At 57.0% G+C, this 13,383-nt stretch carries 11 protein-coding genes; 8 read left to right on the top strand and 3 right to left on the bottom strand.

Annotation, left to right across the window (positions count from 1 at the left end):
- Positions 1-43 precede the first annotated feature (43 nt).
- From ETAA8_RS23055 to rsfS, 6 genes are all read left to right on the top strand, one after another.
- Positions 44-904, top strand: coding sequence for a tetratricopeptide repeat protein (locus ETAA8_RS23055; protein WP_145093933.1), 861 nt, complete (start codon positions 44-46; stop codon positions 902-904).
- A gap of 459 nt (positions 905-1,363) precedes the next feature.
- Entirely contained in the window at positions 1,364-1,585 is a 222-nt protein-coding gene (locus ETAA8_RS23050; RefSeq protein ID WP_145093930.1) for a hypothetical protein, read from the top strand.
- Positions 1,582-2,661, top strand: a complete 1,080-nt coding sequence (gene aroB, locus ETAA8_RS23045) for a 3-dehydroquinate synthase (protein ID WP_145093927.1) — start codon at positions 1,582-1,584, stop codon at positions 2,659-2,661. Before ETAA8_RS23050 ends, aroB begins: the two co-directional genes overlap by 4 nt.
- A 137-nt stretch (positions 2,662-2,798) precedes the next feature.
- Entirely contained in the window at positions 2,799-3,428 is a 630-nt protein-coding gene (locus ETAA8_RS23040) for a response regulator transcription factor (RefSeq protein ID WP_145093923.1), read from the top strand.
- Between the two features lie 281 nt (positions 3,429-3,709).
- A complete protein-coding gene (dprA, locus tag ETAA8_RS23035; protein ID WP_238397541.1) occupies positions 3,710-4,828 on the top strand; it encodes a DNA-processing protein DprA in 1,119 nt (372 codons plus the stop codon).
- 148 nt (positions 4,829-4,976) lie between these two features.
- Positions 4,977-5,363, top strand: a complete 387-nt coding sequence (rsfS, locus tag ETAA8_RS23030; RefSeq protein ID WP_238397540.1) for a ribosome silencing factor — start codon at positions 4,977-4,979, stop codon at positions 5,361-5,363.
- Between the two features lie 39 nt (positions 5,364-5,402).
- Here the strand turns inward: rsfS and ETAA8_RS23025 are convergent, their stop codons facing one another.
- From ETAA8_RS23025 to ETAA8_RS23015, 3 genes are all read right to left on the bottom strand, one after another.
- Positions 5,403-6,815, bottom strand: a complete 1,413-nt coding sequence (locus ETAA8_RS23025) for a S41 family peptidase (RefSeq protein ID WP_145093920.1) — start codon at positions 6,813-6,815, stop codon at positions 5,403-5,405.
- Between the two features lie 154 nt (positions 6,816-6,969).
- Positions 6,970-10,776, bottom strand: a complete 3,807-nt coding sequence (locus tag ETAA8_RS23020) for a WD40 repeat domain-containing serine/threonine-protein kinase (RefSeq protein WP_145093917.1) — start codon at positions 10,774-10,776, stop codon at positions 6,970-6,972.
- A 60-nt stretch (positions 10,777-10,836) separates the two neighbouring features.
- Positions 10,837-11,472, bottom strand: a complete 636-nt coding sequence (locus ETAA8_RS23015) for a sigma-70 family RNA polymerase sigma factor (RefSeq protein ID WP_145093913.1) — start codon at positions 11,470-11,472, stop codon at positions 10,837-10,839.
- 222 nt (positions 11,473-11,694) lie between these two features.
- On the opposite strand from ETAA8_RS23015, the gene ETAA8_RS23010 reads away from it, so the two are divergent.
- Both ETAA8_RS23010 and hisF read left to right on the top strand, forming a co-directional pair.
- The gene (locus tag ETAA8_RS23010) at positions 11,695-12,198 is read left to right on the top strand and encodes a DinB family protein (protein WP_145093910.1); all 504 of its coding nucleotides are present in this window, start codon (positions 11,695-11,697) and stop codon (positions 12,196-12,198) included.
- Positions 12,199-12,567: 369 nt separating this feature from the next.
- Positions 12,568-13,335, top strand: a complete 768-nt coding sequence (gene hisF, locus ETAA8_RS23005; protein WP_145093907.1) for an imidazole glycerol phosphate synthase subunit HisF — start codon at positions 12,568-12,570, stop codon at positions 13,333-13,335.
- Positions 13,336-13,383: the final 48 nt, after the last annotated feature.

Genomic DNA, 13,383 nt, shown 5'->3' with positions numbered 1-13,383 from the left:
GCGGTAGAATATGGCCATCATTCCTCTCTCGCGGTAATTCACCATGAGCAATTCTCCTTGGGTCACAGAAACGTCGGCCGCCACCTTCGAAGTGGACGTGATCGAGCGCTCCAAAGGCGTGCCCGTGGTCCTCGACTTCTGGGCTGCCTGGTGCGGACCTTGCCGCAAACTCGGGCCGATGCTCGAAAAGATGACAGCCGAATTCGCGGGGCAGATCGCGCTTGTCAAAGCAGATGTCGATCAGACTCCGGAGCAAGCGCAGGCTTTTCGCGTTGAGAGCATCCCGGCTGTTTATGCCGTGCGCAACGGCCAGGTCGTCGATTCGTTTGTCGGACTGCTCACCGAACCGCAATTGCGCCAATGGATGGAGTCGCTCCTCCCCACCGAGACCGACCTCCTCGTGCAACAGGCCGAAGCTTGTGAGGGAACGGACCCGGCGATTGCCGAATCGCTCTTTCAAAAGGCACTTGATAAAGAAGAGGACTTGATTGCTGCGGCAATTGGTGTCGCCCGCACGCAACTGGCCCAAGAAAAACTGACTGAAGCTGAACAGACGCTCGCCAAGTTGCAAGAGCGCGGCTACCTCGAACCCGAAGGTGAAAAACTGCTCGCGGAACTCCATTTGCGCCGCAGCCGACTTTCCGGCGGCGATTTGTCGGCACTGCAGCAGAAGGTGAAGGAGGCACCGAACGATCTGCCTATGCGTTTGCAATTGGCTGAAGCATTGCTGGCGGGTGGGCAGTATGAGGAAGGGTTGAACGAGTGCTTGACGGTGGTCGAAGCGGGACCGGGACCTTCGCGCGATCGGGGCCGAGAGCTAATGGTCTCGACCTTCAAGATCATGGGCGAAAACTCGCCGCTTACGAACTCGTTTCGCCGCTCTCTGTCGCTGGCATTGTGCTAATCGCCCGGATGCCGCGGGCGTTGGTCGTGGACTGATTTGACCGACTGCGGCAATCAGCGATCGTCGTGTAGCAGTTTGGCACGCAAACCGCAAAAGGGGGGGTGTTCAATTAAGGGGTCGTTAATTGAACAGCGATGTGCGCCATTCGCGGGTTTAGCTGCGATTGGGTGTCCAATTAAGAGGGGCGATGTTGAACATTTAGGCTGAAATTAGAACGCGAGATTTCGCGGCCGAGATTTCGCGGCGAAGTGCTGAGTTGTGGTGCCTCTGTTTCTCTGGGCAGTAGCCGTTGCTCGGGATGCTGGCCCGATTCGATTGCAAGCCGTCACATGACCAGGCCGGATCATCAAACTGGCCCACAACCCAGGTGTTCCGCGTCTTGTGCGAAAACAGGCACACTTTATATTGACGGGCTTAGTTATCGTGCTGTTGGTTTGTTTGCTGTAGGAGTTCGCCCCCGTGGCCGATACGTTCGATCCATACCGCGAAGCACTCGTTGTCGAAACGCATACGGTTTGGCCTGCAGATGTCGCGGTTTCGCCTGCCGAAAAGCCGACATTGGAAGCGAAGTTGCATGCGGAACCGCAGGCCTGTGCGGCTTTGGAGTATGTGCGCGTCCATACCGGCTTCTGCCGCCAGATCACTGCTTCGGCCGCTGACCTGCAGCGCGTGCGAAAATGAAGTTGGTTCGCGTGAATCTCGGTCCGCGGGCCTACGATATTGAAGTGGCAAGCGGACAACTGGCCCAGAGCGCGAGCTTCTTTCAAGCGCGCCATCCGGGACGCCATGCCGTCTTGATCTGCGACGCCAATGTGCGTGCGCCCTACGGCGAACCTCTTGCGGCCGCGCTGTCCAAGAACGGCTACCGCTGCAATCTGCTCGCAGTTCCGGCCGGTGAAGCGACCAAGTGCACTGCTCAGGCAGAAATGCTTTGGAATTCGCTGCTGGAATGCCGCACCGATCGCAAGAGCGTGGTGATTGCCGTGGGTGGAGGAGTCGTCGGCGACTTGGCGGGCTTTGTGGCCGCCACCTTCGGTCGCGGGCTCGCCTTTTTTCAGGTTCCTACAACTCTGCTTGCTCAGGTCGATAGTAGTGTCGGCGGCAAAGTTGGCATCAACCTGCCCGCAGCAAAGAACATGGTTGGCTCGTTTTGGCAACCCACGGGTGTGGTGATCGACCTGGCGGTGCTGCAGTCGCTGCCGCGGCGCGAGTATGTGTCTGGTCTCGCCGAGGTCGTAAAGTACGGCATGATTCTCGACGCAACATTTTTCGAATATCTCGAAAGCGTGGTTCCCCAATTGCTCGCCCGCGATGAAGTGGTGCTGGAGCGGGTCGTGGCCCGCTGCTGCGAACTGAAGGCTCAGGTTGTCGAGCAGGATGAGCGAGAAGAAAGCGGGTTGCGCGCGGTACTGAATTACGGCCATACCTTTTGCCACGCAATAGAGACCGTCAGTGGTTACGGTCGATTTCTGCATGGCGAAGCGGTCGCCATCGGCATGGTTCAGGCTTCTCAGCTAGCTGAGAATTTAAACCGAATTGAACAATCGCTCACCATGCGGCAACTCAATTTATTACAGGCGCTCGAGTTGCCCACCACGGTTGCGGGGCTCGATCCGCAGCAACTGCTAGCGGCTATGCAGCACGACAAAAAGGTGGAACACGGTAAATTGCGGTTCGTCCTGCCGACCAGAATGGGACATGTCGAACTCGTGAGCGGCGTCTCCCCCGAAGTTGTGCTCGAAGTACTCCAAAGCTAATGCCGTGGCTCAATTGCGCCAAAAAACCCTTGAAAATTCACGGCAGGAAGTTCCCCATTCTCTTGCATCTCGTCCGATAACTGAACTAACCTTACGGTTAACCGCAAGCTGTTTCGCACGCTTTGGGCCTTACTCCGATGGCAGACACAAGCACAATTCACATTATTGATGACGACTCTGCCGTGCGCGAGTCTTTGCTCGCCCTGGTTCAGATGCGGGGACTCACCGCCAAGGCCTATTCGTCGGCGGAATCGTTTCTTACCGCACTGAAGCCGTCCGACACCGGTTGCGTCGTTTCAGACGTGCGCATGCCGGGCATGTCGGGACTGCAGTTGCTGGAAAAATTGGCGGAGGCGAAAAGTAACCTGCCGGTCATCATCATCACGGCCTATGCCGATGTGCCCACCGCCGTGCGTGCAATGCAAGCTGGAGCGGTTACATTCCTGGAAAAGCCGTGCAACGAAGCCGATTTGATTGAGGCCATTCAACAGGCACTCAACCTGGAACAGGCTCAAGCCGCGTTGCGCAAGCAGAAGTCGGATGTTGAAAATAAACTGACCACCCTCAGCGAAGATGAGATTGCGGTCATGCGCAAGATGCTTGAGGGGTTGCCTAATAAGCGTATCGCGTCGGACCTAGATATTGGCCTGCGAACAGTTGAACTGCGCCGCTCGAACATTATGAAAAAGATGGGGGCAGGCTCCCTGGCCGAGCTAGTTCGCCTCGCACTTCTGGTGGATTTCTTCAAATCGGAAGAGAAGGCTTAAATCGCTTTCCTGACTCGTCCGCAAAGCACACACTGTCAAGTCGATTCATGATCGCCCCGCCTGATCGGCGGGGTTGTTTTTTTCAATGCGCGTGTGATGATTCGTGTGGCGGTCGATTTGGAACTCAAGCGAAGGCAGGTCGCGCGAGAATCTAGGTCGACCGTTTTTTATTTCTTGCTCCAGAGTCTCACAGGCGGCATCATAGACGGCGAAACGGGCTCGGTCGTGGATAGCCGAGTCGCGGTTTTGTTAATCGAGGTGTGAGTCGCGGAAGCCTGCCTGTGAACCATCTTTCACCACAGCCCGCACGTCTGGCTGCCCTGCGCCTGGCGCTGATTAGTGGCGTCGGCCCCATTACTCGGCAGGCATTGCTCGAACGCTTTGGCACGGCCGAAGCAGTTCTCCGCGCCTCGCTGACGGAACTACGCGAGGTGCGCGGCATCGGCCAGAAGCTTGGCCAGGCAATTCAGGATTCTGCTCGCGATGTCGATGCCGACGAAGAGCTCGCCTACTGCGCTGCGCAGCAAATCCAAGTGTTGCTTGATGGCGATGAAAAATATCCTGCCCGCCTGAGCGAGATTCCTGATCCGCCAGGTGTCTTGTTTATGCTGGGTGAGTTGCAAGCGATCGACGAAATGGCGATTGCCATCGTGGGAACTCGTCACGCCACGGCTTACGGCACGCAGCAGGCGGAGCGTTTGGCCGGTGGTCTCGCGCGAGCGGGTTACACTATCGTCAGCGGTCTAGCGAGGGGCATTGATGCTGCCGCTCATCGCGGTGCCATAGCGGCCGGGGGGCGTACCATCGCGGTTCTCGGTAGTGGTATTGCGAATGTCTATCCACCCGAGCATCGAGATCTGGCCAAGGACGTCGCCGCGCATGGAGCGCTGCTCAGCGAAGCCCCGCCGCGCACTCCGCCCCTGAGTGGAGCCTTCCCGCAGCGGAATCGATTGATCTCCGGCTTGAGCCTGGGGACCATTGTGGTGGAAGCGGCGGAGCGTTCAGGCGCCCTGATTACCTCGAAACATGCCAGCGAACAAGGTCGAGAAGTGTTCGCCGTGCCCGGGCGCGTCGACAATCGCATGGCCCGCGGTTGCCATCAACTGATTCGGGATGGTGCCAAGCTTGTGCAAGATGTCGATGATGTGCTCGAAGAACTCGGTCCGTTGCCGCAGCCAAGTGTGCGCGAAGATGGGCTGCAAATTCGTCACCCCATCGAACTGCAATTGAACCCGCAGGAGCAAGCCGTGTTGCAAGCGATTGGGGATGAAGTCTGCCTGATCGACGAGGTGATTGTCCAGAGTGGGCTCCCCGTTCCCCGCGTTCTTTCCACTCTCAGCGTGCTCGAAATGCGCCGCCTCGTCCGGCGTGTCAGCGGCAACCGCGTGCAGCGCTCCTAGTGAAGGTGCTCCTGCCCAAAATCCGCATTGAATTCCGCTAATTTGAGAAGCAGTCGGCTAGCCTGAACCCAGGTCATGGTTTTTTGCTCTAACCAGAGTAGAATTAGGAGTTAGATAGCTGTCGATTTCTCAGTTTCCAGGAGTTGCCGTGGCCAGCACTGTGAGCCAGGTCGAATCGCGTCCAAGTCCAACCCGCAGTTTTTCACTCGCGACCGCCGCTGCGCGGGCAGCTGAAGATAATGCCGGCAAGAATGTCGTCATCCTTGACATGCGCGACCAGGCACCGATTTTCGATTACTTCGTGGTCGCCACGGGTTCCAGCCAACGTCAGTTGCGGGCAATGGCTGACGCCATCGATGACGTGCTGCAAAAGGAAATGGCCTGTGGTCGCTTCGGGCAAGAAGGTTATCAGGACAGCCCCTGGCTGCTGATCGACTTCGGCACCGTTGTCGTCCATCTATTCGACGAAAAGACTCGCGAATACTACCGCCTGGAAGACCTCTGGTCAGCTGCTCAGCCGGTCGCGTGGAAGTAGTTCTGCTAGTAACGATCTGCGGCCACTGACCGCAGCACTTCAGGCCGCCCCTTTGGCTTTGAGCTTCGCGAAGAACTCGATTGCGCGCTGAAGTTGTGGATCTTCCACGGGCGCTTTGCCGGTGGTGTCTCCTTCGGGCTCTGGTTCCGGAATCGGTGGCACGGGAGTCGAGTCTTCTGAATCGGGCTTCTTCGTTTCTGCCTTCGGCGGCTCGCTCTTACCTGGCTTTGAATCCGCTGGTTCCATTCCTTCGACGGCCGAAACGTCTCGTTCAGCCCGCTGCTGGTAGAGCTTCTCTTGCAGTTCTTTGCTGATCAGTACTTCGAGTCCTTCATCGGGCCGCACGCCCCAATCATCAGTGTCTTTGGCATCACGTCGCTTATGAATGTCCTTGCCGCTCGGTCGCCAGTAGGTGGCAAATGTCAGCCGCAGGGCACTCTTATTTCCTTCTAGCATATAAACCTTTTGCACGGTCCCTTTGCCCCACGAACGCTGCCCGGCCACCATGGCTCGGTCATGATCCTGCAAGCAAGCGGCGACGATCTCACTGGCACTGGCCGAAAAACCGTCAACAAGCACTATTACAGGCAAGTTTTTGGGAATCGCCAGGTCCGACCGAGCATTGTGGGCTTCGAGTTCTACCTTATTGCGGCCGCGTGTACTGACGATGAGCCCCGTGTCCAAAAAGGCATCGCACACGCCGACTGCGGCGGTTAACAGGCCCCCGGCATTGCCGCGCAGGTCGATAATCAGCCCATCGATTTTTTTTGCGCCGGGACCAAATGTTTCGAGCGCAGTTTTCAGTTCGTCGACCGTACGCTCTCCGAAGCTGACGATGCGCACATAACCGAGCCGCTCGTGCCCAGGCAGATTGAAAATCCATTCGCCGGCTGCGTCGTGACGGTCACCCTTCACTGACTCGATCGGAATCTTCGCCCGCTGCACTTCGAAGGTCAGCGGCTTTTCTTCGCTGGCGCGCTTGATCTCCAGTTTGACGAGGGTACCTTCCTCGCCGCGAATCATCTTGGTGCAGTCTTCGAGTGATTTGTCGGCCGTATCCTGACCGTCAATCTTCAGGATGATGTCACCCGCCTTGAGTCCCGCCATAAATGCCGGCAACTTGGGGATGGGACTGCGGACCTTTAGGCGTTTTTCTTTTTCGTCCAGTTCCACCACAATGCCAATGCCGGGAAACTCCTGGCCGATCGATTCTTGAAACTTCGGCAGTTCGTCCGGCGTGGTGTATTTGGAATAGGGATCGAGCTCGTCGATCATCCCTTCCATGGCTCCTTCGAACAGCTTGCGATCGTCGACTTCGTCTACGTAGTTTTCGACGACCAGGTTCATCGCCTCGGCCAATGTGCCTACGAAGCGATTGCGGCTGGCAGTGCGATAACAGGCGACCGAAATGAGCATTGCCAGAAAAACGACCGAGAGATTCCGTAACGGCATAAAACCGATCCTTCGCGGGACTGACGAGCGCGGCGAATCGCCACAACTACCTCAATCGTCCGCAGAGCCGCCTGTCATGTCAATTCGGCTTGCTGTCGATAAGCGCCGACTCCAGATACATTTCAGGCGAGCGAAACTTCCAACAGAACGAGTGCTACGGAATTCCCATCGATTCCAGTTCGGTCTGCAAATGCTTCAGGTCCCACAGCTCCACGCAAGCGGTGGCTCTGCCAAGCACTGCCAGGTAACGACCATCGGACGATATCCTGAGCACGCTCGTGGGTGACGAAGTATCTGGCAGCTGAGTGAAGAGCTTGAATCCGTCGCCGCCGCGGTGCCAGATCTTTAGCTCTCGATCGGCCGACGCGGTAACGAGCGTGGCTCCATCGGGTGTGGCAGCCATTGCCGTGATGGCGTCTTGGTGCGCGGGCAAATCAAACAAGATCGCCCCCGTAGGCACGCGAATGCCGCGAACTTTGCCATTCTCGGCAGCTGCTAGTGCCAGTTGTGCAGGTTCACACAAGGCAACCACGACGGTCTCCCTGCCGGGCCCAGGCCAGGAAGCATCGGAGGTTCCGGTCTGTGGATTGAGCCAATGCACGCGCCCATCCCGAGTCCCGGCCAATGTCCCGTTCGTTCCTGCGGCCAGACTCCGTTGATTGCCTGCTCCCGTTAAAAAATGGCTGGGGTTGGTCCAGCGAGTGAGAAGCTTACACTCCGGATAACTCCAGCAACGAACTTCGTCGTTGATGGTTCCCCACAAACGATCTCCTGTGGTATTGAACGTCAACTGATTGAACGGTTCGGCCGAGATCTTTCCTGAGGTCGGGTGTGATTCCAGATTGAGCGCTACGTAATGGATGCTGGCAATTGCAAACGAGCGTAGATTGCTGGTGGGTGTTAGCTTCAAGTTCAGCTCCTTCAGCGGCAAATCATTGGCCTGCAAGTCGACCGAGAACCACTGATAATCCGCCGACTGACCCTTTAGATTACGCGTTGGAAGATAAACGTTGACGGGCTCTCTTGCGCCGATTCTGCTGAACGTAAATGGTGGCTCGTCGGCATACGCAGCATCTAGCTTCATCAAGAACAACAGTGTGCCGGCTTGCTTATTGGGCCTCAACGCCGACTTCAGGGCACCCGTGAAACGAAGCTCTTGACTGTTCGGCTGAACGGTCCACACTCGGTGCGAATCGTTTTCTTCTAACGCGATTAGAGGAGCCTGTTTCGTCGCACCTCGGCGCGCGCCGTTCAGTTCCGTGATTTCAAATTCAATCGGCACCACCGGCCCCTGCAATGGCAGTGGAAAAAAGCGTTCCGTCGAGTGCAAACCGACCGTTCCACAGACCACTGTGCCAAAGTTGCTTTTCCACACCAGTTCCTGCCCATTCGGTCGCCAGGCTACCAGCGGCCAGTCGAGCGAAAAGCCAGCCGAGTCGAAGCCCCCCGAGAATGTTGCGAGCGGTTGGCTGGTTTCGCAGTCGAACGTCGTCAACGAGTTGAGATAGGTACCGTGGATACCACCGGAGTACCAAGCACAGGCCAGCGACTTTCCATCGGGCGAAAAATTCATGTCGTTCACGCTCTGCGCTGCGTTCGTAATTGCACGGCAGACTCTCGACTCGCGAATCTTGCGAAAACTCAATTGGCGATCGTTGGCCACCACCAACCAGCGCTTCTGGGGATCGAGCGCAACATCCTGGCAATCGTGCTTGTCGAGAGTCAGACGAATAAGTTGGCGACCATTAGAGATATCGAAGAGTCGGACAAAACCCCGATCCGAATAACCGGCCAGCAACTGACCATCGGCGGAAATAAAAAGTTCGCTGGCCACCGGTTCATCGCCCACGGTGTCGGCCTGGATGTGGCGAGCGATCACGCCACCGGCCGTCTCGTAAACACATAGACCGTAGTCCGACGCCCCCGCCAACAAGCTGCCATCGTCATTGGTTGCTAGATCCCGTTCAATTCCTTTGAGCATGCTACAAAGTGGCGGGTACCAGGTACGTGGTCGCAGCCGGCTGTCAAACATGCGCAATTCGTTGGAGCTCAGTCTCTGCACAAACACCGCTTCCCCACTCGCAGCAACCGCCATACTCAGCGATTTATCGGGGATTGTGCTCCTTGCCTTCGAATCGTTTCGCCAGTCGGGCCAATGCAACAGCGAGTCATCTTTCTTTGTGATTGCATACAGCGCACGCCCGTCAGCCGACATCCTGATTCGCGAGAGTTCACGACTGTCGCCAATCGGAAGATGCTTGGGAGGCTGTTGGGGGTTGTGCAAATCATAACAGTAGATAGATCCGAACCGCATGCCGACAGCCAGATATCGACTATCGCCACTGAAGGCAAATTCGCGCACTCCTTCCTGCCAGCGCGAGGCCCCTTCGAGAAGTCGCGTCACACTACTCCCAACATTGACGATGGTGAAAGTGTGCTTGGGCGTGAGGCTCGTCGTATCGATCAGCACCACGCGGCAGGTAGCCGTCCCTTTCAATTCGCCCACGGCGAGCAGTTGTCCATCGGGACTGAAGGCAATTCGCTCGACTAGCATCTCCGCATTGATATTCGCAACTTCGTTTAAATCGAAGCCGGCAAGAAACTCCGTGGCAAGTGCACGCAGTTCGAGCGGATCGGCGACGGGAGTTTGGTTCGCGATCGCGGCGCGCAATTGATCTTCAGCAACTTTCGTCCAATCTGGCGTACGGCGGGCGATTAAATTGCGGGCCCGCGTGACCGTGGCGTAGTACCGTTCAGTGGCTGCATTCTGTTGCTGTTCTTTCGCCAACTTATCGGCATACTGCCAGCGAGAATAGATGCTGCCGGTGGTGAGGAGCAAGCCGAGCGCAATGAAAACAGTAACGAGCAGCAGAGCGCGCGAGGGATACTTTCGACACCAGCGAATGGATTGCTGCACGTAGCCTTGTGCACGAGCGCGAATTGGCCGGCCATCGAGAAAACGCTGCAAGTCATCCGCCAGATCGGCAGCCGATTCGTAACGCGCGGAGGATGATTTTTCGAGGCATTTGAATGTAATTGCGTCCAACTCGCGTGGAAGTTTAGGAATCAACTTGCTCGGCGGCAGCGGATCCCGATTGACGATGAATTCGATGGCTTCGGCGAATGTGCCTGCTTGAAAGGGCGGCCGGCCAGTAATGACCTCGTACAAAATCACGCCGAGGGCATATACGTCACTGAGAGGCCCCACATCGCTCTTGCCAGTGGCTTGTTCGGGCGACATGTAGGCAGGAGTACCAAGGACTTGCCCAGTGGCAGTTGCCCGCATTGCCGATTCCGACAATTGTCGCGCCAGACCAAAATCCATCACGTGAGGCTGGTCGCTCTTGTCGATCAGAATATTGCTTGGCTTGAGGTCGCGATGAATCACCCCTTGCTCGTGGGCGTGTTGCACTGCAGCCGCTAGACCGATGGTTAACCGCGCTGCATCGAGCGGTGGTAGCGGCCCGGCTTTCAAACGTTCGGCCAGCGTCATCCCATCGATGTACGCCATGGCGATATAGTCAATGCCGGAGTTTTGCCCCACGTCGTGAATGGAAACGATGCCCGGATGATCGAGGCAGCCAGCTGCTTTCGCTTCTCCCCGAAAGCGCTCGCGCAAGTCAGGATCGAGCGCGGCATCGAACTGTGGAATCTTCAGCGCCACATGCCGATGCAACTGCGGATCCCAAGCGAGAAAGACAACGCCAAATCGCCCGCGACCCAATTCGCGGCGAATTTCAAATCGCCCCAGCCGCTGAAGCAGTGGCTGGGCGGGGCCGAGCTTCGTCTCTAGCTTCGATGTGGGCCAACGTTTCTCCAGGCGTCGCAAAAAACTACTATCAATAGTAGCATCTTCCATCGTCGCATCGTCAGCTGCCGTGGAGCCAGACGAAATGGACGACTGTGGCAACACCGATTCGTGCGCAGGTGAGCTGGCTGGTGTTTCGTCGTGATCATCCACAGCGTGAGATTCCCCACAGCATCAGGTTGATTGCTGGCACCACCAGTTTGACGGTGCAAGCTATTGGCTTTCCGGGCCGTTCATATCGGCTTCCAAGCGTTTCACCGCTCGGGCCCAAAGCATGCGAGCGGCATCGGCAGTTCGCTCGGTTCGCTGGCCAATTTGGGCAAACGATAGTTTATCTCGGTGGCGCATCAGAATCACGTCTCGATATTCGGCGGGCAAACGGGAAATTGCCGCATCCAATTCCAAATCCTTGGCGCTTGAACTGCCGCTGCCGAGCGGATGCTGGTCGAGCAGATTCTGTTTTGCATCCTGGGCTTGTTCGGAACCACTGTCATCGAGTGAGAATTGCGGTTCAAGTCCGTGGCGGCGAGTGGCTTCGAAGCGCCGACGCAAATCGGCCGCATTCGACCGCAATATCGTCTCCAGCCAGTGCAGCAAATCGTGCACATTGTGGCACGACAACTCGCGAAAATCGCGATGCGCCTCCAGGCACGACTGCTGCACAAGATCAGACTCGCGCACTTTCGCCCGCAGGTCAGAATCGAGCTCTTCGCGTGCACACAGCAGTAGATAAGGATACAGCCGCTCGAATAGCTGCTCCATAGAAGTAGTATCGCCTTGATTGGCGAGATTCAATAGTCGCAAGAGTTCCGCGTCGTCGCCGAACGAGGATTCATCGTGCGCACTCATTGCAAAGCCGACTTTCCGCAAGGTAAACAGATCAGGGTGGGAGATTTTATCCCTCGGGTTGTCGTCGGGCTACCGCAGTCGTGGTCATTTTTGCGAAATGGTAGGGCGAAACTTGGAGGTTTTAACGAACATCCGATCAATCTTTCTCAGTTCGTTATGATAGCAGAGTCAAGTTGTCGGACACTCGTTTGCTGGGTCCTCACTTAGGGGAGATGAATGTTGATGGATGCTCGCTTGGATTTGGCTCTCAAACAAATTGAATTTGCGCGGGAATATGTCGAAACTCTGCTCGCCGACATTCAAGCGGACGAGTGGTTTCGAATGCCAGCCGGCGCGTCCACCCATCTGGGCTGGCAACTGGGGCACTTAGCCATGGCCCAGTATGGATTGGCATTGTTCCGCCAACGCGGTCGCCAGCCCGAAGACCTGCAACTAATGACTTCCAGCTTTCGCAAGCAGTTCAGCCGCGGCACGGTTCCCGAGCCCGATCCAGCGAAGAACCCGCCGATCGCCGAAATCCGCGACACCTTCGACCGAGTCTATCAGCAGGCACTGCTCGAACTTCCTCAAATCGCGGCTGCCACGCTCGACGAGCCTATCGACATGCCGTACGCAGCCTATCCGACGAAGTACGGAGCCCTCCTCTTCTGCTCCTGTCACGAAATGCTCCATGCCGGGCAAATCGGAGTCCTCCGGCGACTTTTGGGACGAGCACCGGTGCGGTAATGCTGCACTTGCGGCACAATTGTGCATAGAAAATGCAACCTAAACGTCCAACAATGCCCTCGATTGTTGGACACCAAACTGCCGGAAACCCGAGAGTTGCGCTCGGTGCTGTCCAACTAAGGCCCGCTTTGTTGGACACCCCCCTTTTGCAGTTTCGTGACGTACCTTCGGTTTCGCCGCAGCAGGGCGATTCGGTGTCGCGCTGGTTGTTGCGGCTTGGTCGCTCAAGTTTCCCGCGACGAGGCCCGCCAGCCGTTACGTTGACCCTTGTGGCAGCAGCGTTTAGAGTAGGTTTTTGGAATGTTGCGGGCCATTTTATGCCGCGACGTTGCCAGGCAAATCTCATCGCTCCCGTTTGGCCACTCGTGCATGCTTGCAAAACGTGTGATTCCCTGTTTGGACGTCAATCAGGGCCGGGTCGTGAAAGGAACGAACTTCCTGCAATTGCGCGACGCCGGTGACCCCGTCGAAGTCGCGCGGCGCTATGAGCAGGAAGGTGCCGATGAGTTGGTCTTCCTCGATATCACCGCCAGCCACGAGCAGCGGGGGATCATGCTCGACGTAGTTCGCCGCACTGCCGAGCAAGTCTTCATGCCCCTGACCGTCGGGGGTGGCATTCGGACCATCGACGATATTCGCTCCCTACTCAACGCCGGCAGCGACAAGGTCTCGATCAATTCCGCGGCGTGCAAGGATCCTAACTTCGTTCGCGAAGCGGCGCGGCGTTTTGGCAATCAATGCATTGTGGTCAACATCGATCCTAAACGCGTGCAGCGCGATGGCCGCGAAGTCTGGGAAGTGCATATCAATGGCGGCCGCACTCCCACAGGGCTGGAAGCTGTGGCCTGGGCGAAAGAAGTCGAGGCGCTCGGCGCCGGCGAAATCGTCCTCACCAGCATGGACTGCGACGGCACGAAAGATGGCTACGATCTGGAAATTACCCGAGCCGTGAGTGACGCGGTTTCGATTCCCGTCGTCGCCAGCGGTGGTGCCGGCAAGCCCGAACACCTGGCCGATGCAATCCTAGTGGGACGTGCGGACGCTGCTTTGGCAGCCAGCATTTTCCACTTCGGTGAATTCACCATTCGTCAAACGAAAGAAATCATGGCCAGTCGAGGAATTCCCGTCCGGCTGTAGATCAGAGGTCAGAAGAACAGAGGTCGGAGATCGGAAAGTGCTTTCTGA

This window comes from Anatilimnocola aggregata (assembly GCF_007747655.1).
GTDB classification, from domain to species: Bacteria; Planctomycetota; Planctomycetia; order Pirellulales; family Pirellulaceae; genus Anatilimnocola; species Anatilimnocola aggregata.
This window is presented reverse-complemented; position numbering and strand designations above follow the sequence as displayed.

Bases quoted from the DNA above. Each gene is read 5' to 3' on its own strand.
- ETAA8_RS23040 (WP_145093923.1), top strand. From the start codon at position 2,799: ATGGCAGACACAAGCACAATTCACATTATTGATGACGACTCTGCCGTG.
- aroB (WP_145093927.1), top strand. From the start codon at position 1,582: ATGAAGTTGGTTCGCGTGAATCTCGGTCCGCGGGCCTACGATATTGAA.
- ETAA8_RS23015 (WP_145093913.1), bottom strand. From the start codon at position 11,472: ATGAGTGCGCACGATGAATCCTCGTTCGGCGACGACGCGGAACTCTTG.
- ETAA8_RS23025 (WP_145093920.1), bottom strand. From the start codon at position 6,815: ATGCCGTTACGGAATCTCTCGGTCGTTTTTCTGGCAATGCTCATTTCG.
- ETAA8_RS23055 (WP_145093933.1), top strand. From the start codon at position 44: ATGAGCAATTCTCCTTGGGTCACAGAAACGTCGGCCGCCACCTTCGAA.
- hisF (WP_145093907.1), top strand. From the start codon at position 12,568: ATGCTTGCAAAACGTGTGATTCCCTGTTTGGACGTCAATCAGGGCCGG.
- ETAA8_RS23010 (WP_145093910.1), top strand. From the start codon at position 11,695: ATGGATGCTCGCTTGGATTTGGCTCTCAAACAAATTGAATTTGCGCGG.